Annotated in this window: 20 protein-coding genes; 10 read left to right on the forward strand and 10 right to left on the reverse strand. The window is 68.1% G+C overall.

Annotated elements, in window-relative coordinates:
- Positions 1–258 precede the first annotated feature (258 nt).
- A complete protein-coding gene (locus tag Q5H94_RS03005) occupies positions 259–828 on the forward strand; it encodes a methylated-DNA--[protein]-cysteine S-methyltransferase (RefSeq protein ID WP_304559752.1) in 570 nt (189 codons plus the stop codon).
- Here the strand turns inward: Q5H94_RS03005 and ppc are convergent.
- From ppc to Q5H94_RS03025, 4 genes are read right to left on the reverse strand one after another with little or no spacing between them, the layout of a single operon-like run.
- Positions 825–3,491: a phosphoenolpyruvate carboxylase gene (gene ppc / locus Q5H94_RS03010; RefSeq protein WP_304559753.1), complete on the reverse strand. Its 2,667-nt coding sequence runs from the start codon at positions 3,489–3,491 to the stop codon at positions 825–827. The genes Q5H94_RS03005 and ppc overlap by 4 nt on opposite strands.
- A gap of 39 nt (positions 3,492–3,530) precedes the next feature.
- Complete coding sequence (locus tag Q5H94_RS03015) at positions 3,531–4,028, reverse strand: RES family NAD+ phosphorylase (protein WP_304559754.1); 498 nt, start codon at positions 4,026–4,028, stop codon at positions 3,531–3,533.
- A 45-nt stretch (positions 4,029–4,073) separates the two neighbouring features.
- Entirely contained in the window at positions 4,074–4,427 is a 354-nt protein-coding gene (locus Q5H94_RS03020) for an antitoxin Xre/MbcA/ParS toxin-binding domain-containing protein (RefSeq protein WP_304559755.1), read from the reverse strand.
- 58 nt (positions 4,428–4,485) lie between these two features.
- The gene (locus Q5H94_RS03025; protein WP_304559756.1) at positions 4,486–5,052 is read right to left on the reverse strand and encodes an HNH endonuclease; all 567 of its coding nucleotides are present in this window, start codon (positions 5,050–5,052) and stop codon (positions 4,486–4,488) included.
- Between the two features lie 81 nt (positions 5,053–5,133).
- Between Q5H94_RS03025 and gluQRS the strand changes: the two genes are divergently transcribed.
- From gluQRS to egtD, 5 genes are read left to right on the forward strand one after another with little or no spacing between them, the layout of a single operon-like run.
- Positions 5,134–5,991 (forward strand): tRNA glutamyl-Q(34) synthetase GluQRS, encoded by an 858-nt coding sequence (gene gluQRS, locus Q5H94_RS03030; RefSeq protein ID WP_304559757.1) that lies wholly within the window; start codon positions 5,134–5,136, stop codon positions 5,989–5,991.
- Between the two features lie 9 nt (positions 5,992–6,000).
- A complete protein-coding gene (locus Q5H94_RS03035) occupies positions 6,001–6,237 on the forward strand; it encodes a twin transmembrane helix small protein (RefSeq protein ID WP_304559758.1) in 237 nt (78 codons plus the stop codon).
- Between the two features lie 24 nt (positions 6,238–6,261).
- Positions 6,262–6,831: a cob(I)yrinic acid a,c-diamide adenosyltransferase gene (locus tag Q5H94_RS03040; protein WP_304559759.1), complete on the forward strand. Its 570-nt coding sequence runs from the start codon at positions 6,262–6,264 to the stop codon at positions 6,829–6,831.
- Between the two features lie 55 nt (positions 6,832–6,886).
- On the forward strand, positions 6,887–8,146 hold the full coding sequence (gene egtB, locus Q5H94_RS03045; RefSeq protein ID WP_304559760.1) for an ergothioneine biosynthesis protein EgtB: 1,260 nt from the start codon (positions 6,887–6,889) through the stop codon (positions 8,144–8,146).
- Between the two features lie 4 nt (positions 8,147–8,150).
- Positions 8,151–9,128, forward strand: coding sequence for an L-histidine N(alpha)-methyltransferase (gene egtD / locus Q5H94_RS03050; RefSeq protein ID WP_304559761.1), 978 nt, complete (start codon positions 8,151–8,153; stop codon positions 9,126–9,128).
- Between the two features lie 98 nt (positions 9,129–9,226).
- On the opposite strand, the gene Q5H94_RS03055 is transcribed toward egtD, so the two are convergent.
- Complete coding sequence (locus Q5H94_RS03055; protein ID WP_304559762.1) at positions 9,227–10,222, reverse strand: DUF1176 domain-containing protein; 996 nt, start codon at positions 10,220–10,222, stop codon at positions 9,227–9,229.
- Positions 10,223–10,399: 177 nt separating this feature from the next.
- Between Q5H94_RS03055 and Q5H94_RS03060 the strand changes: the two genes are divergently transcribed.
- The 3 genes from Q5H94_RS03060 to Q5H94_RS03070 all read left to right on the forward strand — a co-directional run bounded on the left by Q5H94_RS03060 (position 10,400) and on the right by Q5H94_RS03070 (position 14,540).
- Entirely contained in the window at positions 10,400–12,478 is a 2,079-nt protein-coding gene (locus Q5H94_RS03060; RefSeq protein ID WP_304559763.1) for a transglycosylase domain-containing protein, read from the forward strand.
- A gap of 72 nt (positions 12,479–12,550) precedes the next feature.
- Entirely contained in the window at positions 12,551–13,555 is a 1,005-nt protein-coding gene (locus Q5H94_RS03065) for a threonine aldolase family protein (protein ID WP_304559764.1), read from the forward strand.
- A 25-nt stretch (positions 13,556–13,580) separates the two neighbouring features.
- Positions 13,581–14,540 carry a DMT family transporter gene (locus Q5H94_RS03070; RefSeq protein ID WP_304559765.1) on the forward strand — a complete coding sequence of 320 codons (960 nt, stop codon included), beginning with the start codon at positions 13,581–13,583 and terminating at the stop codon, positions 14,538–14,540.
- On the opposite strand, the gene Q5H94_RS03075 is transcribed toward Q5H94_RS03070, so the two are convergent.
- The gene (locus tag Q5H94_RS03075; RefSeq protein ID WP_304559766.1) at positions 14,453–15,268 is read right to left on the reverse strand and encodes a Rossmann-fold NAD(P)-binding domain-containing protein; all 816 of its coding nucleotides are present in this window, start codon (positions 15,266–15,268) and stop codon (positions 14,453–14,455) included. The two genes, Q5H94_RS03070 and Q5H94_RS03075, sit on opposite strands and share 88 nt — an antisense overlap.
- Entirely contained in the window at positions 15,269–16,867 is a 1,599-nt protein-coding gene (locus Q5H94_RS03080) for a M28 family peptidase (RefSeq protein ID WP_341850078.1), read from the reverse strand.
- 193 nt (positions 16,868–17,060) lie between these two features.
- On the opposite strand from Q5H94_RS03080, the gene pepN reads away from it, so the two are divergent.
- Positions 17,061–19,661: an aminopeptidase N gene (gene pepN, locus Q5H94_RS03085; protein WP_304559768.1), complete on the forward strand. Its 2,601-nt coding sequence runs from the start codon at positions 17,061–17,063 to the stop codon at positions 19,659–19,661.
- A 504-nt stretch (positions 19,662–20,165) separates the two neighbouring features.
- On the opposite strand, the gene Q5H94_RS03090 is transcribed toward pepN, so the two are convergent.
- The 3 genes from Q5H94_RS03090 to gltB all read right to left on the reverse strand — a co-directional run bounded on the left by Q5H94_RS03090 (position 20,166) and on the right by gltB (position 25,877).
- The gene (locus Q5H94_RS03090; RefSeq protein ID WP_304559769.1) at positions 20,166–20,537 is read right to left on the reverse strand and encodes a tRNA-binding protein; all 372 of its coding nucleotides are present in this window, start codon (positions 20,535–20,537) and stop codon (positions 20,166–20,168) included.
- Between the two features lie 107 nt (positions 20,538–20,644).
- Positions 20,645–21,319, reverse strand: coding sequence for a glutathione S-transferase family protein (locus Q5H94_RS03095; protein ID WP_304559770.1), 675 nt, complete (start codon positions 21,317–21,319; stop codon positions 20,645–20,647).
- Positions 21,320–21,359: 40 nt separating this feature from the next.
- Positions 21,360–25,877, reverse strand: a complete 4,518-nt coding sequence (gene gltB, locus Q5H94_RS03100) for a glutamate synthase large subunit (RefSeq protein WP_304559771.1) — start codon at positions 25,875–25,877, stop codon at positions 21,360–21,362.
- Positions 25,878–25,911: the final 34 nt, after the last annotated feature.

The following is a 25,911-nucleotide window of genomic DNA, read 5'->3' on the forward strand; positions in this document are numbered from 1 at the left end:
GCGACGGACCGCGCGGCGGGGGCCGGCCGAGCCCCAAACCGCCGACCGTCGAGACGCGCCGGCGGCGCGGGCCTCCGCCCGGGGGTGGCGCTCCCAAGCCGCCCAAGCCGCGCAGCGGTTAAAATCCCGGTTCGTCCTGAGCGAAGTCGAAGGGCGTGTTGCGGGGCACGTGCTTCGACTTCGCTCAGCACGAACGGAAAAGGTGTTGAGCGCAAGCGACGGGATGCGCGCGCGGCGTGGCGAAGCTAAATCCAGACGATGACCATTCGCTTCAAGACCATGCCCTCGCCCGTCGGCACGCTCACGCTGGTCGCGCGCGGCGATGCGCTCGCCGCGATCCTGTGGGAAGGTGACGATCCCGCGCGTGTGCCTCTCGGCGCGATGACGGAGGTGCCCGACCATCCCGTGCTGGCCGAGACCGCGCGCCAGCTCCGCGCCTATTTCGACGGCACGCTGGAGGCGTTCGACGTGCCGCTCGATTTCGCCGGCACCGATTTCCAGAAGAGCGTGTGGGCGGCGCTGCTTGCCATCCCGTTCGGCGAGACGCGCAGCTACGGCGAGATCGCGCGCGCCATCGGCAGGCCCGCCGCCGTGCGCGCCGTGGGCGCCGCGAACGGGCGCAACCCGATCTCGATCATCGCGCCCTGCCACCGCGTGATCGGCAGCGACGGCAAGCTCACCGGCTTCGCGGGCGGGCTCGAGGCGAAGGCGTTTCTGCTGCGGCTCGAAGGCGTCGTCGCCCCGGCGCAGGCCGGGGCCGCTGGGTTTGGGGCACCCGATCTCTTCGACTACGCGGCGGCCCCGGCCTCCGCCGGGGCGACGAACTAACCGCTGTTTCTCAGCGCCGTCGCGATCGCGTTGATCGACAGCAGGATACCCTCGCCAACGCGCGCGTCTTCCTCGCCCGCTCGCCTGCGCTTGATGAGTTCGATCTGCAGCAGGTTGAGCGGCTCGATATAGGGCAGCCGCAACCGGATCGATGCGTCGAGCGCCGGGTGCTTCTCCAGCAGGTGCGCCTGCCCCGTCGCCGCCAGCAGCGCGTCGTGCGTCTTGTGCCAGCCGTCGCGGATGCGCGGGAAGATCGCGTCGGCTAGCGCGCGGTCCTCGACCAGCCCGGCATACCGCTCAGCGATGCCCATGTCGGACTTGGCGATCACCTGCTCCATGTTCGCCAGCATCGCCGCGAAGAACGGCCAGCCGCCGGCCATCTCCTTGAGCAGCCCCTTGTCGACGAAGGCATCGAGCGCATGGCCCACGCCGTACCAGCCCGGCAGCATCACGCGCGCCTGCGCCCAGGAGAACACCCAGGGGATGGCGCGCAGATCCTCGATCGCGTCCGATTTCTTGCGGCTGGCCGGACGCGAGCCGATCTTGAGGTTCGAGATTTCGGTGAGCGGCGTCATCTGCCGGAAGAAGGTGCGGAAGCCTTCGGTCCCGTAGACGAGATCGCGATAGGCCGTGAAGGCATGATCGGAAATCTCGTCCATCGCCGCGGCGAAGCGGGCGTGGTCCGCCGCCGGGATCGGATCGGGTTCGAGGCTGGCGAGCAGTGTCGCCGCCGTCATCGCCTCGAGGTTGATCGCGGCGCTTTCGCGCGTGCCGAATTTGCCGGCGATCACCTCGCCCTGTTCGGTGATGCGGATGCGGCCCTGCACCGTGCCCGCCGGCTGCGCGCGGATCGCCGCAAAGGCCGATCCGCCGCCGCGCCCGACGGCACCGCCGCGCCCGTGGAAGAGCTGGATGCCGATCCCGGCACCCTCGAACACCGATTTCAGCGCGGTCGACGCCTTGGACAGCGACCAGGTCGAGGTGAGATAGCCGCCGTCCTTGTTCGAATCCGAATAGCCGATCATCACTTCCTGATGGCCGCGCGCGCGGGTGATCGCCCCGGCTTCGGGCAGCGCGAACCATTCGGTCATGATCTCGGGCGCGGCCTCGAGATCGCCGATCGTCTCGAACAGCGGCACCGCCATGATCGCGGCGGTGGGCTCGGGGCCGGGGCGGTAGAGGCCGACCTCCTTCAGCAGCACGTTGATCTCGAGCAGGTCGGACACCGACTGCGCCATCGAGACGATATAGTTGGTGATGCAGCCGGGGCCGTATTTCGCGTGCGCCTCCGCCGCCGCCGCGACGATGGCGAGCTCGGATTTGGTCTCGTCCGAATAGTCGGCGAACGGGCTGGTCAGCGGCCGCGCGTTGGAGAGTTCGTGGCGCAGCAGCGAGACGCGCTGGCTTTCGCTGAGCGCGAGGTAGTCGCCCTCGACGCCCGCGACCTTGAGCAGTTCCGCCACGACGCGCTCATGCACCGCGCTGTTCTGCCGCATGTCGAGCGTGGCGAGGTGGAAGCCGAACGTCTCTACCGCGCGGATCAGCCGGCCGAGCTTGCCGCCCGTCGCCAGCGGCCCGGTGGCGAGCGCGCGCGCGATCGCGACGAGATCGGCGCGCAGGTCCTGCGGGCCCGCATACGGCGCGCCGTCGTGCAGCGCCGTGCGCGGCGCGGGCTGGCCGGTGAGCGCCAGGTGCGTCGCCGCGAGCCGCCCATAGACTCCGGTCAGCGCGCGGCGGTACGGCTCGTCGGCGCGGCTCGCGGCATCGTCGCCGCTCGCCTCGGCCAGCGCCAGCACGGCATCGTCCACAGTCGTCAGCCCGGTCGAGATCGACAGTTCCGCGCCCAGCGCCTGCACCGCATCGAGATAATAGACCAGCACCGCCGCGCACGACCGGCCGAGCGCGGTGCGCAAAGACTCGGCGGTGACGAAGGGATTGCCGTCGCGGTCGCCGCCGATCCAGCTTCCGGGACGCAGGAAACTCGGCACGCGCTCGCCCATCGCCCGGTCCCAGCGCTGGTAGAGCGCGGGGAGCGCGGGCAGGAACACGTCACGCAGATAGGACAGCGCGGTCTCGACCTCGTCCGTCACGAACAGCCGCTCGCGCCGCAGCACGCGCGTCTGCCACAGCAGCGCGATCTGGCGGAAGATCGCCTCCTCCACGTCGTCGCCATCGGGCGTTTCGGTGGCACCGGCATCCTTCAGCGCCATCAGCTCGGCGATGCGGTTGCGGTGGTCGATCATCGACTTGCGCCGCACCTCGGTCGGGTGCGCGGTCAGCACCGGCACGACCAGCGCATGCCCGAGCAGCGCCATCACCGCCTCGCGGCCGATCCCCTCGCCCTCCAGCCGCGCCAGCGCCGAGGCGACGTCCGCGCCCGCTTCCGCCGTCACGCCGTGGCGATCCTCGGCGAGGTTGGCGAGCATCGAGAACAGCATGAAGCCGCGCGTGAAATCGAGCGTCTCGTCGAGGCTGAGGCTGTCGAGCCCGAGATCGGTCTCCGCCCCCTCGCCGACGCCGCGATGCCGATCGACCGAGGCCGCGCGGATATATTCGGTACGCTTGTAGAGCGTCTCGCCCCCGTAGGCGCGGATCACGTCGCCGAGCAATTTGCCCAGGAAACGGACGTCGGGATTGTTCGCGATCGAGGGGAGGTCGGCCATGCCGCCTTGCTGCACTGCGGGAGGTGAGTCGGTCAAACGCTAAGGCGCGAGCGCCTGTTGCGGATCGAGCAGGGTCAGGGCGGCGCCGTCGCCGGGTTTGCGCGCATCGTGCCAGCGCCACAGGACGAGGTTGCGCCCACCGCGATATTGCGCAGACGGCACGATCGCCCCTTCCGCACCCCCGGCGATCAGATCCTGCGCGAGTTTCCAGCTTGGCGGCACCTCACCGTCGCGGCGCGCGATCTGATCCCAATCGCACGACAGCGCAGCTTCGATATGGGCGTCCGTGGCGGTCAGATCGGCCACGCTGGCGGCCGCCACCCGATACGGCACGAGCATGCCGGGTTGGATCATGCTTTGGTGATATTCGGCAATGGCGGTGCCGTGATCGGTCGACAGATAGAGGGCGGGCCAGCCTTTCATGTTCCACCGCCCGCCATACAGGCGCGCACCTTCGCCGGAGAACGGTTCGCGCTGATGTCGCGGGTGGATCATCCGCCAGAGCGGCGCGGTGCAGGGACCGATCGGATAGGGCATGGCTTACGCCTTAGTCGTCGCATCGCCCCGTGATTACGGCGGGTGTCACGAATACACGCCCGCCGCCATCCGCTCGAGTGCATCCATCACCGCATCCGGATAGCCCTCTTCCACCACGTCCTCGGGCGTCTTGTTGCCCCAGCCGGGCAGCGGCTGATATTTGAACCAGATGATCGCGCGGCCCTCGTCCTCGGCCAGTTCGGCCGCGCGCGCGATGATGCGCGCGATCTCGCCGAGCTTGGCCTGGATGGCGGGGCTCGCCGGTTTCGCCGTCATGGTGTTGCGATTGACGCGCGCGAGCTTGGCAAGCTGCGACATCGGCAGACGGAGCCGTTCGGCCATCAAACGCGGCGCGATGATGTCGTGATCGCGAATATCGTCGAGAAAAGCGGCAAGCATGAGAGCACTCCCTGCACTCTATATGCACTCATCCATGCCTATATTCAATGAACGCGCCTTACGCCTCCAGTTCCACGTCCCAGTAGAGCCAGTCGCGCCAGGTATCGTGCAGGAAATTGGGCGGGAAGCGGCGGCCGTGTTCCTGCAGCTGCCAGCTCGTCGGGCGGATCGCCTCGATGTGGAGCGGCATGTGCGCCTGCTTCGGCGTCCGGCCGCCCTTGCGGAGGTTGCACGGCGCGCAGGCCGTCGCGACATTCTCCCACGTCGTCCGGCCACCCTGCGCGCGCGGGATGATATGGTCGAAGGTCAGATCATGCCCCGATCCGCAATATTGGCATTCGAACTTGTCGCGCAGGAACAGGTTGAAGCGCGTGAAGGCGGGAAACGCGCTCGGTCGCACATATTGCTTCAGCGCGATGACCGAGGGCAGCTTCAGCTTGGCGGTCGGGCTGCGCACCTCGCGCTCATATTCGGCGACGATATCGACGCGGTCGAGGAACACCGCCTTGATCGCGGTCTGCCACGGCCAGATGCTCAGGGGATAATAGCTCAGCGGCGTATAGTCGGCGTTCAACACTAGCGCCGGGCAACTGTCCGGGTGCCGGATCAGATCGGGATGATACACTCACGCGCCCCCTTCGCTTCCTGGCGCGGCAATCGCCGACTAGGATGACGCCATGATGACATTACGCGCGACTCGCGGTCAATGCTTGCTTTTCCACAGGTGACCGTCACGCGGTTCGCCCCGAGCCCGACGGGCAAGCTGCACCTTGGCCATGCCTATTCGGCGATCCTGTCGCATGACCGGGCGCGCGCCGACGGCGGGCGCTTTCTGCTGCGCATCGAGGATATCGACGGCACGCGCAGCCGCGAAGAGCATGTCGCGGGCATCGCCGAGGATCTCGCCTGGCTCGGGCTGCGCTGGGACGGGGACGTGGTGCGGCAATCTTCGCGGCTGGATGCCTATGCCGGTGCGCTGGAGCGGCTGCGGGGGATGGGGCTGCTCTATCCCTGCTTCTGCACCCGCGCGGAAATCGCCGCGAGCCTGAGCGCGCCGCATGGCTCGGAGGGGCCGGTCTACCCGGGCACCTGCCGCCACGCGCCGCCGCGCGACCTCGACGCGCCGCATTGCTGGCGGATCGACATGGCGGCGGCGGTCGCGCGCACCGGGCCGCTCGTCTGGCATGACGAGATCGCGGGCGAGATCGCCGCCGATCCGCGCCAGCACGGCGACGTCGTGCTGGCGCGCAAGGATGCTCCGGCGAGCTATCACCTCGCAGTAACGCTCGACGATGCGTGGCAGGGCGTCACGCATGTCGTGCGCGGTAGCGATCTGTTCGCGGCGACGCACGTCCACCGCCTGCTGCAGGCGCTGCTCGATCTGACGGTGCCGAAATACCGCCACCATGCGCTGCTCACCGATGCGGACGGCAAACGCCTCGCCAAGCGCGACGGCGCACCGACGCTGGCGGGCTTGCGGGAGCGCGGCGAGGACGGCGCGGCTATCGCGGCGGCATTGCGCGCCGGGCGGCTGCCCATTGGCTTTGCCACCACGAGCGCCTAAATACCGGCCATGACAATCTTCCTCACCCTGCTCCTGATCGCGGCGTTGATCGCGGTGGTCGTGACCCTCGTGCGCGGGCTCGCGACCTTCCTGCTCAACGCGAGCGCGGACGCGCGCGAGGGCAGCGAGGGGCCGAGCCCGTCGGCGGTCAAATCGAACAAGATGATGCAATACCGCATCTTCTTTCAGGCGATCGCGATCTTCATCATCGTGCTGATCCTCTTCATCGGCGGCGCGCGCAGCTGATTTCACGGCTGGGGGGCCGCTCCGATGGTCAAGCTCAACAAGATCTACACGCGCACCGGTGACGCCGGCACGACCGGGCTGGTCGATGGCTCGCGCGTCGCCAAATACGATCCGCGCATGGCGGCGATGGGCGACGTCGACGAGGCGAACAGCGCGATCGGCCTCGCGGTCGTGGCGCTGGCGGGCGACCCGCTCGCGGCGCAGCTTGCGCGCATCCAGAACGACCTGTTCGATCTCGGCGCAGATTTCGCGACACCGGGCGAGAATTTCGCCCCCACCGAAATGGCGCTGCGCATCGTCCCCGCGCAGGTGACGCGGCTGGAGGCGGAGATCGACGCGATGAACGACACGCTGTCGCCGCTCACCAGCTTCATCCTGCCCGGCGGCACGCCCGCCGCCGCCGCCATCCACCTCGCCCGCGCCGTCACGCGCCGGGCCGAGCGCACCGCCGTCGCGGCGTCGCAATCGGTCGCTTTAAATCCGCAAGCGCTGGCCTATCTCAATCGCCTGTCGGATTTTTTGTTCGTCGCCAGTCGCTTCGTGAACAAATCCGCGGGTGGCGACGTTTTGTGGGTGCCTGGGGCGTCCCGCTAGCTTCGCAACGCTCGCGCGATTGACTCCTGACGGCCGCTGGCCGAGAAGGAACATTGTGAGAACACGCCTCGGCCTTTCCCCGTCTTCCGAAGCGCTGGCGCGGCGCTTCGCCGAGGTGCGCGCGTTGAGCGTCGCGCTGGCGGGGCCGCTCTCCGATGCCGACGCCACGGTGCAGTCGATGGAGGATGCCTCCCCCGCCAAATGGCACCTCGCACACATCACCTGGTTCTTCGAGACGTTCGTGCTGCGCGATTTCGTGCCCGGCTACCGGCTGTACGACGATCGCTTCCCGTTCCTGTTCAACAGCTATTACGAGGCGGAGGGGCGCCGCCATGCGCGCGGGCGGCGCGGCATGCTGACGCGGCCGACGCTCGACGAGGTGCTCGGCTACCGCGCCTATGTCGATGCCGCGGTCGAGGCGGCGCTGCCCGATCTGCCGCACGAAGCGCGCGAGCTGGTGCGGCTCGGCTGTCATCACGAGGAGCAGCATCAGGAATTGCTGCTCACCGACATCCTGCACCTGATGTCCGAAAACCCGATAGAGCCCGCCTTGTGGCCCGGCGCGCGGAAAGTGCCGGTCGAGATGCCGGGGCCGCTCGGCTGGATCGAGAGCGCGGGCGGCCTGTTCGAGATCGGCCATGACGACCCGCATTTCGCCTTCGATTGCGAAGGGCCGCGCCATCAGGCGCTGCTGACACCGCACGCGCTGGCCGACCGCACGATCACCAACGGCGAATGGGCGGCCTTCATCGCCGACGGCGGTTACAAGGATCCGCGCCACTGGCTGTCGGACGGCTGGGCGTGGGTGAAGGCGGAAGGCGTCGCCGCGCCGCTCTACTGGGAACAGCGCGAGGGCGTGTGGACGCGCTTCGGGCTCGACGGACGGCGGCCGATCGATCCCGCCGCCCCGGTCACGCACGTCAGCCTGTTCGAAGCCGACGCCTATGCGAGCTGGGCGGGGCTGCGCCTGCCGACCGAGATCGAATGGGAAGCCGCCGCCGCGCTGCACGACGACATGACCGGCAACCAGCTCGACGGCGCCGGCCCGGTCGAACCGCGCCCCTCCTCCGCCGGCCCCGCCTTCTACGGCGACGTATGGGAATGGACCGGCAGCGCCTATCGTCCCTACCCCGGCTTCCGTGCGGCGGACGGCGCCGTCGGAGAATATAACGGCAAGTTCATGAGCGGCCAGTTCGTGCTGCGCGGCGGATCGTGCGCCACGCCGCGCGGGCATGTCCGCGCCAGCTACCGCAATTTCTTCTATCCGCACCAGCGCTGGCAATTCACCGGCGTGCGCCTGGCGAAGGATCTGTAAGCCGATGCTGAAGCAAGAGATCGAGGACGGCCAGGCCAGCCTCGCCGACCCCGCCTTCCGCGCCGACGTGCTGCGCGGCTTCGAAAGCCGCCCGCGTGCGATCCCCGCGCGCTGGTTTTACGACCGGCGCGGCTCGGAGCTGTTCGAGGCGATCACCGACCTACCCGAATATTACCCCACCCGCACCGAGACCGCGATTCTCCGCGCCTGCGCGGGCGAGGTTGCGGATCTGGCGGGGCAGGGCCGCGCGGTGGTGGAGTTCGGCTCGGGCTCGTCGACCAAGACGCCGATCCTGCTCGGCGCGGTCTCGCCCAGCGCCTATGTGCCGATCGATATTTCGGGCGATTTCCTGCGCGAGAGTTCGGCTGACCTCGCGAGCGCCTTTCCCGGCCTGCCGGTGCTGCCGCTGGAGGGCGATTTCCTGAAACCGCTCGCGCTGCCGGTGCAGGTCGCGGGCCTGCCCAAGCTCGGCTTCTTCCCGGGCTCGACGATCGGCAACATGATCCCGCACAGCTCGGTCGATCTGCTGCGTGCGATGAAGGCGTCGCTCGGCGAAGGCGCGATGCTGCTGATCGGCATGGACCGGATCAAGGACAAGGCCGTGCTGGAGACCGCTTATGACGACGCGGCGGGCGTGACGGCGGCGTTCAACCTCAACCTGCTCGAACGCATCAACCGCGAACTGGGCGCGACGATCCCGGTCGAGGCCTTCCGCCACCGCGCGATCTGGAACGACGATCGCGCCCGGATCGAGATGCACCTCGAAGCAAGCGAGGACGTAGCGTTCGAGATCGAGGGCCGCCCGTTCAGCATGGCCGCCGGCGAAACGATCCACACCGAGAACAGCCACAAATACGGCCCCCGCGACGCCCGCACATTGCTGCTCGCGGGCGACTGGACGCCGGTCAAGGAATGGACCGACCCGGAAGGCCTGTTCGCGGTGATCCTGGCGGAGGCACAGCCGCCGCGCTCGGCGCCGTAGTACAAGTCCGTTCGGGCTGAGCCTGTCGAAGCCCTGCCCTTTCTTCGTGCCAGGAAAAGCAGCCCTTCGACAAGCTCAGGGCGAACGGATTAGAGTGTTTACGGAAACCGCAGCCGCACGCGCCACGTGCTGATGAAAGCGGTATTCCCCCGGCACACGTCCATCTGCGTCTGTTCGATCAGGCGGAACTTCGTGCCGTCCCACAGGAAATGCTGCGACAGGCCGCAATCGCCGTCCTCGCTGCCGCGCGCATAGCTGTAGAGCGAGCCGTTCGAATAGCTGCCGTTGGTGATGCGCGGCACGCGCGTCCAGCCGTCGAGGCCCGGCACCGCATCGAGCCGGCCGAGCTTCGCCACGCCCTTGTCAAGGATATAGACCGCCGAGGTCGGGTTGTTGCCCGTCGTCCGGCACGGCACCAGCGCCACGTTGCGGGTGTGATCGAGCGAATAGAGCCGCGCCTTCACGGTGCCGCGCCCGACCCGGCATTTCGCGCGGCGCTGCAACGCCTTGACCTTCGCCGACGAGAGGATGGGCGGGCTGCCGACCGGTTTCACGACCGACACGATCGGCAGCGTCGGCACGGCGGGCACCGCGCTTTCCGGGCGGCGGCCTGTGACGATCGCGGCGGTGACGGTGCCGACGCGCCCCTGCACCTCGTCGAGGCGGCGCAGCGCCGCGTCGAGCCCGGCGGTCGAGATTTTCGCCAGCGTTCGCCCGACGCCGTCGACGACCTCTATCCGCCGCGCCTTCGGCAGGGCGGCGGCAATGGCGCGTGCGGTCGCGCCCTCGATGGTCGCGCCGTCGGGCGTCGCGCGAAACGGGCCGCCGACCTGCTCGCCGTCGATCTCGACCGCGAAGGGATCCTCGTCGCTGCGCGCGGTCAGCCACATCTTCCAGCGGCCGGGCTGACCCGCCTCGCGCATGATCGTGAACACCTCGCTCGGTGCCGGGCCCTCTTCCGGGTCGAGCGTCGTCAGCGTGCAGCGATTGGCATTGTCGCAGCCGATCGCCCAGTCGTCGAACGTCGCGAACGGCCCCGGCTTGACCGGAGCGGCCGGCACGGCGGCCGCGAGGAGGAGGGCTGCACCAAGCATTTGACCACGATTCTCTAGGCAAACCGCCCGGCGATGGGAAGCCACGGCAAGCACTCGCTCCCCGCGCGGTGCGGTGATACATTGCGGCCATGACTGCCCCGGCGCCCCGATCTTGCTAATCGTGTTATATTGTAGTAATACACTTGCCGGCCGCATCGCGAGCCCGGTGGAGTGAGCATGCGGCCCTTCTTTCCCAAGCATGTCGAGCATGAAGAGGCACCTTTCGAGCTGACCGGCGGCCTGCCGCCGCCCCGTCGTGACGGCGGCGGAGAACCGCCCGATGATTTCGAGAGCGAGTTCGACGACGAGATGCCGGAGGAGCGCCGCCCGCGCACCAATCGCCTGCGCTGGGCGATGCGGGGCCTGGGCGTGGTGATCGTCCTGTTCGTGCTCGCGGTCGGCTGGCTGGCGGTGACGGCGCCGCTCTCCAAGTCGCTGCAGCCGCCGACGCCACCGAGCGTCACTCTGCTCGCCGAGGACGGCACGCCGATCGCGCGGCGCGGCGCGATCATCGACAAGCCGGTCGACGCGGCGAAGCTGCCCAAGCATGTCACCGACGCCTTCCTCGCGATCGAGGACCGCCGCTTCCGCTCGCATTGGGGCGTCGATCCGCGCGGCATCCTCCGCGCGATGGTCCACAATGTCGGGCGCGGCGGCGTGCGCGAGGGCGGCAGCACCATCACGCAGCAGCTCGCCAAGAATGCCTTCCTCGATTCGGATCGCACCGCGGCGCGGAAAATCCGCGAGGTAATGATCGCCTTCTGGCTGGAGGCGTGGCTGTCGAAGGACCAGATTCTCTCGCGCTACCTGTCGAACGTCTATTTCGGCGACAACGTCTACGGCCTGCGCGCCGCGTCGAAACATTATTTCAACCGCGAACCGGAGAACATGACGACCGGCCAGGCGGCGATGCTGGCGGGCCTCGTCAAGGCACCCTCGCGGCTCGCGCCGACCGGGAACCTGAAGGGCGCGCGCGACCGGCAGAAGCTGGTGGTGGCGGCGATGGCCGATGCCGGCTTCATCACCAAGGCCGAAGCCGCCGATGTCGCCCCCGCCAGGCTCGTCACCAACAGCATCAAGCCGCTGCCCGACGGCACCTATTTCGCCGATTGGGTGCTGCCCGACGCGCGCGATCGCGCCGGCGAGATCGTCACCGAGACGACGGTGCGCACCACGCTCGACCGCCGCCTGCAACGCGCCGCCGAAAAGGCCGTGAAGCGCGCCGGCCTAAGGACCGCGCAGGTTGCGATCGTCGCGATGCGACCGGACGGGCGCGTCGTCGCGATGGTCGGCGGCAAGGATTATGCCGCCAGCTCGTTCAACCGCGCGACGCAGGCCCGCCGCCAGCCCGGCTCCGCTTTCAAGCTGTTCGTCTATCTCGCCGCGCTCCGCAGCGGCATGACGCCCGATTCGACGATCGAGGACGAGCCCGCCACGATCGGCAACTGGAGCCCGAAGAACAGCGACGGCCGCTATGCCGGCACGATCACGCTGCGCCAGGCCTTCGCCAAATCGAGCAACGTCGCCGCCGCCCGGCTGATCTACAAGGTCGGCCCGGCCGCCGTGATCAAGGCTGCGCGCGACCTCGGCATCTCCACGCCTATTCCCAACGAGGCGACGATCGCGCTCGGCACATCGACCGTCTCGCTGCTCGAACTGACCGCGGCTTATGCGGCGATCGCGGGGGAACATTATCCGGTCCACCCGCACGGGCTGGAGGAGGAACCGGCAGAGCGCCACTGGTACGACGCGCTCGCCTCACGCGAGAAGTCGCTGTCCGACAGCGAGCGCGACCAGATGCGCGATCTGCTCGCCGCCTCGGCCGAAACCGGCACCGGGCGGAGCGCGGCCTTGTCGATCAAGACCTATGGCAAGACCGGCACCACGCAGGACAGTCGCGACGCGCTGTTCGTCGGCTTTGCGCAGGATCTCGTCGTCGGCGTGTGGATCGGCAACGACGACAACACGCCCAACCCCGGCCTGTCGGGCGGCGGCATCCCGGCGCGGGTGTGGCGCGATTTCATGATGCAGGCGCTGGGCGTCGGCGCGGCCGAAGTGCCCGAGGCCGAGCCCGAGGCGGTCGATCCCGACGCGATCGACACCGGCGACAACAGCGTCCTGCCGATCGGCGGCGACCTCGAAGGGCTCGGCATGCGCCTGCACATCGGCCGCGACGGCAGCATCTCGCTCGACGGCGAACCCCGCGAAGACCGCCGCCGCCCCCCGCCCGAGGATCCGCCGCCGGACGAGCAATAGGTATTATCCTCCCCCCGCCAGGGGGAGGATTCCGTGTTGACGCTGACAACGCCTCCATCGCAAGGCGCGAGGATGCGCTTCTTCTCAGACAATGCCGCCCCGGTTCACCCTGCCGTGTTCGCCGCGATGGCAGCGAGCAACACGCTCGACACCGCCTATGACGGCGACGCGCAGAGTCGCAGCCTCGACGCGCGCTTCTCGGACCTGTTCGAAACCGCGGTGAAGGCTTTCTGGCTGCCCTCGGGCACGTCGGCGAACAGCCTCGCGCTCGCGGCCTTGTGCCCGCCCTATGGCAGCATCGTCTGCCACCGCGACGCGCATATCCAGAACGACGAATGCGGCGCGCCCGAATTCTACACCCACGGCGCCAAGCTGCTGCTGGCCGACGGCGCGGGCGCGAAGCTGACGCCCGAAACGATCCGCGCCGTGACGGACGCGATCGCCGACGACGTCCACCGCGTCCAGCCGCACGCCGTCTCGATCACCAACGCCACCGAATACGGCCTCGTCTACACGCCGTCCGAAGTCGCCGCGATCGGCGATCTTGCCCGCACGAAGGGCTGGAGCCTGCATATGGACGGCGCGCGCTTCGCCAATGCCGTCGCGCACCTCGGCTGCACGCCTGCCGATCTCACCTGGCGCGCCGGCGTCGACGTGCTCAGCTTCGGTTTCATCAAGAACGGCGGGATGAGCGCGGAGGCGCTGATCTTCTTCCGGCCCGAGCTGGCGGCGGGTTTCCCCGAGCGCCGCAAGCGCGCCGGGCTGCTCGCCTCCAAGGGCCGCTACCTCGCCGCGCAGATCATCGCGCTGCTCGACGACGGACTGTGGATCGAGAACGGCCGCGCCGCCAACGCCGGCGCACGGATGCTGGCCGATGCCGCGGGCGACCGGCTCGTCCACCCGGTCGAGGCGAACGAGGTGTTCCTGCGCGTGACGCCCGACGAGGCCGCGAGCCTGCGCGCGCTCGGCTTCGATTTCTACGATTGGGCGCCCGGCGAGGTGCGGCTGGTCGTGGCGTGGGATCGCAGCGCGGCCGACATCCGCCCGCTGGCGGAGGCGATTGCCGCGCTTTCATAAGGCCCGCTTATCACGCGATAAGAAAATGGCCCTTGCCGCGCCGCAGCATCGCCTTACCAATCGTTACGTGTCCGATTCCCCCGCCCCGCCCGCGACACGCCTCGCCGTCCTGATCCCCTTCGCGATCGTCACGCTGATCTGGGGATCGACCTGGCTCGTCATCCGCGGCCAGCTGGGCGTGGTGCCGCCAAGCTGGTCGGTCTGCTATCGCTTCCTCGTCGCCGGCATTGCCATGCTCGCCTATGCGACCGCGCGCGGCGAGCGGATCAGGCTCGACCGGCAAGGCCTGGGCTTCGCGACGGTGCTAGGAGTGTGCCTGTTCTGCGGCAATTTCAACCTGATCTACCGCGCGGAGCAATATGTTACCTCGGGCCTGGTGGCGGTGGTGTTCGCGCTGCTGCTGCTGCCCAATGCGGTATTCGGCGCGATCTTCCTCAAGCAGCGGCTGGGAAAGCAATTGCTGCTCGGCTCGGCGGTGGCGCTGGCGGGGATCACGTTGCTGTTCATCCGCGAGGCGCGAATCGATCCGCATGGGCCGGTGCAGGCGATCACCGGCATCGCGATGACGCTGGCGGGTACGCTGGCGGCGTCGGTCGGCAACGTGATGCAGGGCACGGCGCGCGCGAAACGCTATCCGATGATCTCGACGATCGGCGTCGCGATGCTGATCGGCTCGGGCTTCGACGCGGTGCTCGCGTTCGCCATATCCGGCCCGCCGGTGATCGATACGTCGCCGGCCTATATCTTCGGCACGCTCTATCTCGGCCTCATCGCCTCCGCGCTCGCCTTCCCGCTCTATTTCGGCGTGATCCGCGCGATCGGGCCGGCCAAGGCGGCCTATTCGGGCGTGATCGTGCCGGTGATCGCGATGGCGCTATCGACGGTGTTCGAACACTATCACTGGTCGACACTGTCGGCCTTCGGCGCTCTCCTGGCGCTGATCGGGCTCGTCATCGCGCTGATGGAGCGCAAGCCCGCGCGGTAATCCGTGTAGCGCGGCGTCCAGCCGAGCATACGCTTGGCCTTCAGGTTCGAGACGCGGCGGTTCTCCGCATAGAAGCCGCGCCCCGCCGGGGACAGGTCGTCCAGCGTCACCAGCGGCGGCGGGTCCATCCCGATCAGCCGCGCGGCGAACGCGGCGACATCGTCCTGGCTGGCGGGCGCGTCGTCGGCGAGGTTGTAGGCGCCCGGCGGCCCGCCGAACCCCGCGATCACGCCCGATACGATATCATCGACATGCACCCGGCTGAACACCTGTCCCGCGATCCCGAGCCGGTGCGCCTTGCCCTCGCGAACGCGGTCGAGCGCCGAACGGCCGGGGCCGTATATGCCCGGCAGCCGGAACACCCGCGCCCCGCGCGCCAGCCACGCCGCATCCGCTTCGCTCCGCGCGCTACGCCGCCCGCCGCCGGTCGGCGCGCTCTCATCCACCCACGCCCCGCGCGCGTCGCCATAGACGCCGGTCGAGGAGAGATAGCCGAGCCACGCGCACGTCAGCGTGTCGCCGTAGCGTGCCAGCACCGGATCGCGCCCCTCGGCAGGCGGCACCGAAGACAGGATATGCGTCGCGCCCGCAATCGCATCCCGCACCGCCGCCTCGTCCTCGAACGCGATCTCCCCGCCGCCCGTCCCCGCCACGCGCCAGCCCTCGCTGCGCAGCCGCCGCGCCAGCCGTTGCGCGGTATAGCCGAGTCCGAAGACGAACAGCTTCACTTACTTCGCTCCGGGTCCGCCATAGAGCAGGCCGAAGAAATCGCCCTTGTTCCAGCGCGGCCGCTCGGGCGCGTCGGCGATCGCGCGGGTGATCGCGGTGTTGGCCGCCACGAAGCGCAGCCCCTGCGCCCAGTCGATCGGCTGCGTCAGGTCGTCGCTCGGCAGGTGGTAGCGTTCCTTCAGGAAGGTCTCGAACGCCGCCTTGCCCGGCCCCGCCTGCCCCGGCCACAGGAACACCGAGGGGATGCCCTGCTGCACGAAGCGGTAATGGTCGCTGCGCACGAAGAAGCCCTGCTCCGGGTTCGGGTCGGGCGAGGTCGTCACGCCGAGCGCCGCCACCGCCTGCGACACGATCGGCCCCAGCGTCGATCGATCCGCGCCGAACACCGTCATGTCGGTAAAGGCATAGGACAGCACCGGCATGTCGAAATTGACGTCCGCCACGATCCGCGCCGAGGGCAGCGGCGGGTGCGTCGCGAAATAGTCGGAGCCGATCAGCCCCTCCTCCTCCGCCGTCACCGCGAGGAACAGGATCGATCGCCGTGTCGGCATGTCGCTGGTGCGGAAGCGCCGCGCCGCCTCGATCAGCGCGGCGATGCCGACGGCATTGTCCTCCGCCCCGTTGTAGATCGCGTCGCCGTTCACCGGCGGCCCCACGCCGAGCCCGTCGAGGTGCGCCGACAGCACCACCACCTCGCGCCCCAGCGCCGGATCGGTGCCCGGCAGCAGCCCGGCGACATTGGCGCTGACGAGCTGTTCCGACTGCGTCTTCAGCGCGACCGTCATCATGCCCGGCAATTGCTCGGCCTTGAAGCTCGCCTCCGGGTCGTCGACGCGCGGCGCGATCTTCTCCCACGAGGTGCGTGCGCCGACGAACAGCTTGGTCGCGCCCGATCCGCTGATGACGGCGAGGATCGGCGTGGCGGTCATGCCGTCGGTGCCGTCGGCCTTGGCCCAGCTCATCTGCGGGCGGTCCCACCCCGCTTCGGTGATGCTGCCCGGCTCGATCGCGATCACGCCGACCGCCCCGCGGTCCCCCGCGATCGCCGCGCGCGTGGCGGGTGCCGCGAAGTGCGCGCGCTCCTCGCTCGGCAGCGTCACCGGCGTGCGCGCGATATACGCGACGATCTTGCCGCGCACGTCGACCCCGGCATAATCGTTGCGCTTGTATTTGGGCGCGACGATGCCCTGACCGACGAACACCACCGGCGCATCGAGCGCGAACTGCGCCTTGCCGGCGATCGCGCCGGGCACGAAATCACGCCCGAACACGAGCGGCAGCGGCGCGGCGCCCTTGCGCGTCAGCACCAGATCGCCCTGCGCCGCCGCGCGGAAGCGGACCAGCGGCACCCGCTGCAGATAGGTGCCGTCGTCGCCCGCCGGCTTCAGCCCCGCCGCGAAGAATCGCGACGCGACATATTCGGCGGCGATCATGTAATCGGGCGTCCCCGCCTCGCGCCCGCGCAGCGCATCGGCGGCGAGGAACATGACATGCGCCTTCAGCGCCGCCTGATCTGGGGTGAGCGCGGGCGCTTCGGCCGGCGCACGCGCGAACGCGGCGCCCGACAGCGCCAGCATCGCCGCGATCCCCCCTGCCAAGCCCCTGCGTATCCCCATGAATTCGTGGCTATCACAGGTGGCCACGCGCGCAAGGACTCCGTCGCCCCGGCGAAGGCCGGGGCCGCTGAATTATTGGTGGAAGCTTTGCCCCGAACGCGGCGGCCCCGGCCTCCGCCGGGGCGACGCATCTTGGGGGTGGCCCTCTCCGCCCCCCGAGCCTACATCCCGAGGGATGCTCGATATCCAGACCGCCGCCGCTCACCCGCACGTCACCCGCCGCGCGGACTATACCCCGCCCGACTGGCAGGTGCCCGACATCGCGCTCGATTTCGATCTCGCGCCCGAGCGGACGCGGGTGCGCGCGACGCTCAATGTCGTGCGCGGCGGCGCGCACGATCGCCCGCTCAGGCTCGACGGCGGCGGCCAGACCTTGCTGTCGGTGAGCGTCGACGGCGTGGCGGTCAACGACTGGACGCTCGAGGACGGCGCGCTCGTCCTGCCGCTTGCGGGCAGCGAGCATGTGATCGAGACCGAGGTCGAGATCGCACCCGACCGCAACACGCAATTGATGGGCCTCTACGCCTCGGGCGGGAACCTCTGCACCCAGTGCGAGGCGGAAGGCTTCCGCCGCATCACCTTCTTCCCCGACCGGCCCGACGTGCTCAGCCGCTACCGCGTGAAGATGACCGCCGACAAGGCGCGCTTTCCGGTGCTGCTCGCCAATGGCGATCCCATCGCGCAGGGCGATCTGGAGGGCGGCAAGCATTGGGCCGAGTGGCACGATCCCTTCCTCAAGCCCTGTTACCTGTTCGCGATGGTCGCGGGCGACCTGCACGCCAACAAAGGCCAGTTCGTCACCATGTCGGGCCGCACGGTCGATCTCGGCATCTGGGTCCGCGCCGCCGACGTGCCGCGCACGCAGCATGCGCTCGAAGCGCTCAAGACGTCGATGGCGTGGGACGAGAAGGTCTACGGCCGCGAGTACGATCTCGACGTGTTCAACATCGTCGCGGTCGACGATTTCAACTTCGGCGCGATGGAGAACAAGGGGCTCAACGTCTTCAACAGCCGTTACATCCTCGCCGATCCCGACACCGCGACCGATTACGATTACGACGCCATCGCCGCCGTCGTCGCGCATGAATATTTCCACAACTGGTCGGGCAACCGCGTCACCTGCCGCGACTGGTTCCAGCTCAGCCTCAAGGAGGGCTTCACCGTCTACCGCGACCAGAGCTTCTCCGCCGATCAGGGCTCGGCGGCGGTCAAGCGGATCGAGGACGTGCGCGGCCTGCGCGCCGCGCAGTTCCCGGAGGATGCCGGCCCGCTCGCGCACCCGATCCGGCCCGACGAATATCAGGAGATCAGCAACTTCTACACGGCGACGATCTACAACAAGGGTGCCGAGGTCATCCGCATGCTGGCGACGATGCTGGGAGCGGCGGATTTCCGCAAAGGCAGCGATCTCTATTTCGACCGCTTCGACGGCACCGCCGCCACCTGCGAGGATTTCGTCCATTCGATGGAGGAGGCGAGCGGCGCCGACCTCTCGCAATTCCGCCTCTGGTATTCGCAGGCCGGCACGCCGCGCGTGAAGGCGCAGATCGCGCATACGCCCGGCAGCGGCCGCGCCGTCCTCACGCTCGAACAGACCGTGCCGCCGACGCCGGGCCAGCCCGACAAGCAGCCGATGGTGCTGCCGATCAAGCTCAAGCTGTTCGGTGCCGAGACCGCGAAGCCGCTGTCGGAGGAAAAGCTCGCCATCCTCAGCGACGGCCGCGCCGAAATCGCGTTCGAGGAAGTGACCGAGCGCCCGGTCCTTTCGATCAACCGCGGCTTCTCCGCGCCCGTCGTCGTCGAGACCGACCGGACTCCCGAGGACCTCGCCTTCCTCTCGGCGCACGACGACGATCCCTTCGCCCGCTACGAGGCGATGCAGCAGCTCATGCTCGACACGCTCGTCGCCGACGCGAGTGGGATGCAGAGCGATCACGACGCCGTGATCGCGGCAGTCGCGCTCACGCTCGATGATCCCGCGCTCGACCGCGCCTTCGTGGCGGAGGCGGTGCTGCTGCCGTCGGAAAGCTTCATCGGCGATCAGATGGCGGTCGTCGATCCCGACGCGATCTACGCCGCACGCGAGGCGCTACGCCATGCGATCGGCAAGACGCTGGAGGCGAAATGGCGCGGCATCTATGCGCTCGCCGCGGCGCAGGGCCCCTATGCCTATTCGCCCGCGGCCAAGGGCCTCAGGCGGATGAAGACCGTCGCGCTCGGCTATATCGCGGCCAGCGGCGCGGCCGATGCGGCCACCCTCGCCTTCGCGCAGTTCGAGGCGGCCGACAACATGACCGACCGCCAGGGCGCGCTCACCAGCCTCGTCAACAGCGACGGGAAGGAGCGCGTCGCGGCGCTCGACATCTTCTACAATCGCTATTCGGACAATGCGCTGGTGCTCGACAAATGGTTCCAGACGCAGGCGCTGTCACAGCGCGACGATACGCTAGCGGCGGTGCAGGATCTGGTGCGCCACAGCGACTTCACGCTCGCCAACCCCAATCGCGCGCGTGCGCTGGTGGGGGCGTTCGCCGTCAACCAGCGCGCCTTCAACGCCGCCAGCGGCGCGGGCTACCGCTTCGTCGCCGACCAGCTCATCGCGCTCGACAAGCTCAACCCGCAGACGGCGGCCAAGCTGCTGCCGCCACTGGGGCGCTGGCGCCGGTTCGATGCGGGCCGCGCGGCGCTGATGAAGGCCGAACTCGAACGCATCGTGAGCACGCCCGGCCTGTCCAAGGATATGTTCGAACAGGCCTCGAAGAGTCTCGCAGGATAAGGTTCACGCGGAGGCGCGGAGGCGCGGAGATATTTCGCGCAGAGGACGCAGAGAGAAAAAATCGCGCGTCAGCGCGCTCCTTTCCATCTCTCGCGTCGAAATGTCTCCCGGCCGCGCCCGTAGCGCAACTCTCGGCGCCCTCTGCGCCCTCTGCGCGAACCCCTTTTTTAGCTCCGCGCCTCCGCGCCTCCGCGTGAAAATCTAAAACAACCGCCCCCGTTCGGCACCCCCGCATCCGGCGCGAACAGCACCACTTCCCCCAAGGATATGTTCGAGCAGGCTTCGAAGCGGGATAAGGTTCACGAGGAGGCGCGGAGGCGCGGAGATATTTCGCGCAGAGCGCGCAGAGGACGCAGAGAGAAATCGCGCGTCAGCGCGCTCCTTTCCATCTCTCGCGTCGAAATGTCTCCCGACCGCGCCCGTAGCGCAACTCTCAGCGTCCTCTGCGCCCTCTGCGCGAACCCCCTTTTCTCTCCGCGCCTCCGCGCCTCCGCGTGAAAAATTCTAAAACAACCGCCCCCCGTTCGGCACCCCCGCATCCGGCGCGAACAGCACCACTTTCCCGTCCGCATCGGGAAAACCGAGCGTCAGCACCTCGGACATGAACTTGCCGATCTGGCGCGGCGGGAAGTTGACCACCGCCGCCACCTGCCGCCCGGGCAGATCCTCGATGCGGTAATGTTCGGTGATCTGCGCCGACGATGTCTTCACGCCGATCGCCGAGCCGAAATCGATCACCAGCTTGAACGCGGGCTTGCGCGCCTCCGGGAAGGGCAGCGCCTCGATCACGGTGCCGACGCGAATATCGACCTTCAGGAAATCGTCGAAGCCGATCGCGGGCGCGGCGGCGGCCCCTGCTTCATGCGTGACGTGCATCTCCAACCTCCGTTCGCCCTGAGCGAAGTCGAAGGGCAAGTTGCAACCTCAGGGCTTGTGCTTCGACTTCGCTCAGCACGAACGGCTTTGGGGTCGTCGCGGCAACCTCAGAAATCCACGTCGTCATAATGTTTGGGCGGCGCGATGCCTTCCATCCGCTCGCTCAGCAGCGGGCGGAAGCTCGGGCGGCTCTTGAGGCCACGATACCATTTCGCGGTCTGCTCGTGGTTCTTCCAGTCGATCCCGCCGAGATAATCGGCGACCGAGATCTGCGCGGCGGCGGCCAGATCGGCCATGCTCATTGTCGATCCCGCCATCCAGTTGCTGTGATCGAGCAGATAATCGGTATAGTCGAGATGGCGTACTGCGGCCTTCATCGCCTCGCGCAAGGCCTTGGAATCGGGCGTTTCCTTGGTGAAGATGCGTTTGATCATGCGCTCGTGCAGCAGCGGCGCGGTGATATCGTGGAAGAAATGCGTATCGAACCACACGACCAGCCGCCGCGTCTCGGCGCGGTACGCGGCCGATCCGTTGAGCATCGCCGCCTTCTCGACCGTCTCCTCGAGATATTCGCAGATCGCGGTCGAATCCATCAGCGGCTTCAGGCCGCGCTCCGGGTCCGTCATCACCGGCGTCTGCCCGGCGGGGTTCATGTCGATGAACTCGTCGCGTCGCAGCCACGGCGATTCGCGCACGAGATCATAGCCCACGCCCTTCTCGCCGAGCAGGAGCCGGACTTTCCGCGAGAACGGGCAAAGCGGGAATTGGTAGAGCTGCCACATGCCGCCCATCTAGACGGGCGGCACGTGGCAAGGGAAGGCTCTATTCCGCCGCCTCGAGCGCCTCGCGGTCGTCGAGCGGGTGCGAGAGGCGGCTCAGCATCTCCTTGGGCACCACCTGCCAGAAATGGTCGATCACGCGGCCCCAGTCGTCGAGCAGCGCGCCCGACCATTTGCTGTCAGTCGCGGCATGATGCGCACGAACATGCGCGAGCAGCACCGATTCCCAGTGCGAGGACGACAGCCGGTTCCAGGTGATGTTTTCCGGGTTGGCGCGCCGCGCGAAAGTGCCGTCGGGATCGTAGACGAAGGCCATGCCGCCCGTCATGCCCGCGCCGAAATTCGCGCCGGTATTGCCGAGCACCACCGCCACGCCACCGGTCATATATTCGCAGCCGTTCGCGCCGCAGCCCTCGACCACCACGGTCGCGCCCGAATTGCGCACCGCGAACCGCTCGCCCGCCTGCCCCGCCGCGTACAGCCGGCCCGAAGTCGCACCGTAGAGCACGGTGTTGCCGATGATCGTGTTCTCGTTCGACTTGAGCGGCGACGAAACTACGGGCCGCACCGCGATGATGCCGCCCGACAGGCCCTTGCCGACATAGTCGTTGGCATCGCCGAACACTTCGAGCGTGATGCCCTTGCACAGGAACGCGCCGAGGCTCTGCCCCGCCGAGCCGCGCAGGCGGACATGCACATGCCCGTCCGCCAGCGTGTCCATGCCGTATTTCCGCGTCACCTCGCTCGACAGCCGCGTGCCGACCGCACGGTGCGTGTTGCGCACCGAATAGGTGAGCTGCATCTTCTCGCGCCGGCTGAACACCGCCGCCGCATCCTTGATGATCTGCGCATCGAGGCTGTCGGGCACCTCGTTGCGCCACGTATCGAGGCTGAAGCGGCGCTGGTCCTCGTCGGCATCGACCTTGGCGAGGATCGGGTTGAGATCGAGATCGTCGAGATGCTCGGCACCGCGGCTGACCTGGCGGAGCAGTTCGGTGCGGCCGATCACCTCGTCGAGGCTCTTCACGCCGAGCCTTGCCAGGATGTCGCGTACTTCCTCGGCGATGAAGGTCATCAGGTTGATGACCTTCTCCGGCGTACCGGTGAACTTGGCGCGCAGCCTTTCGTCCTGCACGCAGACGCCTACGGGGCAGGTGTTCGAATGGCATTGCCGCACCATGATGCAGCCCATCGCCACGAGGCTGAGCGTGCCGATGCCGAACTCCTCCGCGCCCAGGATCGCGGCGACGACGATGTCGCGCCCGGTCTTGAGCCCGCCGTCCGCGCGCAGCTTGATGCGGCCGCGCAGGCCGTTGAGGGTGAGCGTCTGGTTGACCTCCGATAGCCCCATTTCCCACGGCGTGCCGGCATATTTGATGCTGGTCTGCGGGCTCGCGCCGGTGCCGCCGACATGGCCGGAGACGAGGATGACGTCCGCGTGCGCCTTCGCCACGCCCGCCGCGACCGTGCCGATGCCCGCCGAGGAGACGAGCTTCACGCACACCCGCGCTACGGGATTGATCTGCTTGAGATCGTAGATGAGCTGCGCGAGATCCTCGATCGAATAGATGTCGTGGTGCGGCGGCGGCGAGATCAGCATCACGCCCGGCGTCGCATGGCGCAGCTTGGCGATGAACTCGGTCACCTTGAAGCCGGGCAGCTGCCCGCCCTCGCCGGGCTTGGCGCCCTGCGCGACCTTGATCTCGATCTCGTCGCAGGCGTTGAGATATTCCGCCGTCACGCCGAACCGCCCGGAGGCGATCTGCTTGACGCCCGAATTGGCGTTGTCGCCGTTCGCATAGGGTGAGTAGCGCGACTTGTCCTCGCCGCCCTCGCCCGACACCGCCTTCGCGCCGATGCGGTTCATCGCGATGGCGAGCGTCTCGTGCGCCTCGGGGCTGAGCGCGCCCAGCGACATGCCCGGCGTCACGAAGCGCTTGCGGATCTCGGTGATCGCCTCGACCTGGTCGATCGGCACGCCCTCGCCCGGATAATTGAACTGCAGCAGATCGCGCAGATAGACGGGCGGCAACGCCTCCACCCCGCGCGAGAATTGCAGGTAATGCGAATAGCTGTCAGTCGCGACCGCCGACTGCAGCAGGTGCATCAGCTGCGCCGAATAGGCGTGCGTCTCGCCGGTATGGCGCTGGCGGTAGAAGCCGCCGATCGGCAGCGTCACCACCGCCGCATCGAACGCCGCCTCGTGCCGCAGCATCGCGCTCAGGTGCAGCGAGTTATAGCCTTCGCCCGAGATCTTCGCCGGCATGCCCGGGAAGAAATCGTTGACGAGGCTGCGGCTCAGCCCGACCGCCTCGAAATTGTATCCGCCGCGGTAGCTGGAGATCACCGCGATCCCCATCTTCGACATGATCTTGAGAAGGCCCTCGTCGATCGCGTGGCGATGATTGGCGAGGCACGTCTCCAGCGTCATGTCGCCGAACAGGCCGCGCGCATGGCGATCGACGATCGACGCTTCGGCCAGATAGGCGTGAACCGTGGTGGCCCCCACACCGATCAGCACCGCATAATAATGCGTGTCGAGACATTCCGCCGTCTGGACGTTGATGCTGGCGTAGGACCGCAGCCCGCGCCGCACGAGATGCGTATGCACCGCCGCCGCCGCCAGCACGCCGGCGATGGCGATCCGCTCCGGCCCGATATTGACGTCCGTCAGGAACAGCTCGCTCTTGCCCTCGCGCACCGCCTGCTCGGCTTCGCTGCGGATGCGTGCGATCGCGGCGCGCAGCGTTTCCGGCCCGCCGCCCGTCTCGAACGTGCAGTCGATCTCGGCGGTCTGGCTGCCGAAATGCGCCTTCAGCCGTGCCCAGTCGTCGCCCGTCAGCACCGGCGATTCGAGCACCAGCACGCCGTCGCTGCGCCCCTCGGTGTCGAGGATGTTCGACAGGTTCGAGAAGCGCGTCTTGAGCGACATGACGTGCCGCTCGCGCAGCGAATCGATCGGCGGGTTCGTCACCTGGCTGAAATTCTGCCGGAAGAACTGGCTGATCAGGCGCGGCTTGTCGGAGATGACGGCGAGCGGCGTGTCGTCGCCCATCGATCCGATCGCCTCCTTGCCGCCCTCGACCATCGGCGACAGGATCAGCTCCATATCCTCCAGCGTCTGCCCGGCCGCAACCTGGCGGCGCGTCAGCTCGCCGCGCTCGAAGCGCGTCGTCGCGCCTTCCGGCGGCGGCGGCAGATCGCCGATCGCGATGAAATTGCCGATCATCGCGGCATAATCGGCCTCGCCGGCGATCTTGTCCTTGATCGCGCGGTCTGCGTAGAGCTTGCCCGCGTCGAGATCGACCGCGATCATCTGCCCCGGCCCCATCCGGCCCTTCTCGACGATGGTCGATTCCGGCACCACGACCATGCCGCTTTCGGAACCGACGATCAGCAGCCCGTCCGATGTCCGCGTATAGCGCAGCGGGCGCAGCGCGTTGCGATCGACACCCGCCACCGCCCAGCGCCCATCGGTCATCGCAAGGGCTGCGGGGCCGTCCCACGGCTCCATCACGGAGGCCAGATACTTGTACATATCGAGATGCGGCTTGGGCATCTCGCCCTTCGGGCCCCAGGCTTCGGGCACCAGCATCAGCTTGGCGGTGGGCGCGTCGCGGCCCGACCGGCAGATCGCCTCGAAGGTCGCATCGAGCGCGGCGGTGTCGGAAGCGCCCGCCGGGATCACCGGCTTGATATCCTCCGAATGTTCGCCGAACGCATTGGCGGCCATCTTGATCTCGTGGCTCTTCATCCAGTTCTTGTTGCCGCGGATCGTGTTGATCTCGCCGTTATGCGCGAGGCAGCGGAACGGCTGCGCCAGCCACCATTGCGGGAACGTGTTGGTCGAATAGCGCTGGTGGAAGATCGCGACGCGGCTTTCGAAGCGCTGGTCCTGCAGGTCGGGATAGAAGACCGACAGGCTCTCCGCGAGGAACAGCCCTTTGTAGATGATCGAGCGGCACGACAACGAGCAGATGTAGAAGCCCTGGATCTGCGCGGCGATCACCGCCTTCTCGATCCGCCGGCGCACGAGATAGAGGTTCTTCTCGAACTCCGCCGCGCTCTGTTCCTCGGGTTCGGGCCCGGCGATCATGATCTGCTCGATCTCCGGGCGGGTCTCCTGCGCCTTGCGGCCGATCACCGAGACATCGACCGGCACCTGCCGCCAGCCGTAGATCGTATAGCCTTCGGCGATGATCGCGCTCTCGACGATGCCGCGGCAATCCTCCTGCGCGCCGAGATCGGTGCGCGGCAGGAAGATCATGCCGACCGCCAGCCGGTTCGGGCGCATCTTGTGCCCCGACGCGGTGACGGCATCGTCGAAGAACTTGGCCGGCAGATCGACATGGATGCCGGCACCGTCGCCGGTCTTGCCATCGGCATCGACCGCGCCGCGGTGCCACACTGCCTTCAGCGCATCGATCGCCGACTGCACGACGCGGCGGCTGGGCGTGCCGTCGGTCGCGGCGACGAGGCCGACGCCGCAGGCATCGGATTCGAGATCCGGGCGGTACATGCCGTGCTCGGCGAGATAGGCGCGCTGGTCGGTCTGGGTCATCGGCGTGGTTCCGTCGAAGGAGCGTGTCGTGGTC

Origin of the sequence: Sphingomonas immobilis (genome assembly GCF_030580995.1) — a bacterium.
Classification (GTDB): Bacteria; Pseudomonadota; Alphaproteobacteria; order Sphingomonadales; family Sphingomonadaceae; genus Sphingomonas; species Sphingomonas immobilis.

Coding starts and splice junctions, on each gene's coding strand:
- ppc (WP_304559753.1), bottom strand. CDS start 3,491: ATGGCCGACCTCCCCTCGATCGCGAACAATCCCGACGTCCGTTTCCTG.
- Q5H94_RS03020 (WP_304559755.1), bottom strand. CDS start 4,427: ATGCTTGCCGCTTTTCTCGACGATATTCGCGATCACGACATCATCGCG.
- gluQRS (WP_304559757.1), top strand. CDS start 5,134: ATGCTTGCTTTTCCACAGGTGACCGTCACGCGGTTCGCCCCGAGCCCG.
- Q5H94_RS03055 (WP_304559762.1), bottom strand. CDS start 10,222: ATGCTTGGTGCAGCCCTCCTCCTCGCGGCCGCCGTGCCGGCCGCTCCG.
- pepN (WP_304559768.1), top strand. CDS start 17,061: ATGCTCGATATCCAGACCGCCGCCGCTCACCCGCACGTCACCCGCCGC.
- Q5H94_RS03035 (WP_304559758.1), top strand. CDS start 6,001: ATGACAATCTTCCTCACCCTGCTCCTGATCGCGGCGTTGATCGCGGTG.
- Q5H94_RS03065 (WP_304559764.1), top strand. CDS start 12,551: ATGCGCTTCTTCTCAGACAATGCCGCCCCGGTTCACCCTGCCGTGTTC.
- Q5H94_RS03060 (WP_304559763.1), top strand. CDS start 10,400: ATGCGGCCCTTCTTTCCCAAGCATGTCGAGCATGAAGAGGCACCTTTC.
- Q5H94_RS03015 (WP_304559754.1), bottom strand. CDS start 4,028: ATGCCCTATCCGATCGGTCCCTGCACCGCGCCGCTCTGGCGGATGATC.
- Q5H94_RS03070 (WP_304559765.1), top strand. CDS start 13,581: ATGGCCCTTGCCGCGCCGCAGCATCGCCTTACCAATCGTTACGTGTCC.
- Q5H94_RS03095 (WP_304559770.1), bottom strand. CDS start 21,319: ATGTGGCAGCTCTACCAATTCCCGCTTTGCCCGTTCTCGCGGAAAGTC.
- Q5H94_RS03090 (WP_304559769.1), bottom strand. CDS start 20,537: ATGCACGTCACGCATGAAGCAGGGGCCGCCGCCGCGCCCGCGATCGGC.
- egtD (WP_304559761.1), top strand. CDS start 8,151: ATGCTGAAGCAAGAGATCGAGGACGGCCAGGCCAGCCTCGCCGACCCC.
- Q5H94_RS03040 (WP_304559759.1), top strand. CDS start 6,262: ATGGTCAAGCTCAACAAGATCTACACGCGCACCGGTGACGCCGGCACG.
- gltB (WP_304559771.1), bottom strand. CDS start 25,877: ATGACCCAGACCGACCAGCGCGCCTATCTCGCCGAGCACGGCATGTAC.
- Q5H94_RS03005 (WP_304559752.1), top strand. CDS start 259: ATGACCATTCGCTTCAAGACCATGCCCTCGCCCGTCGGCACGCTCACG.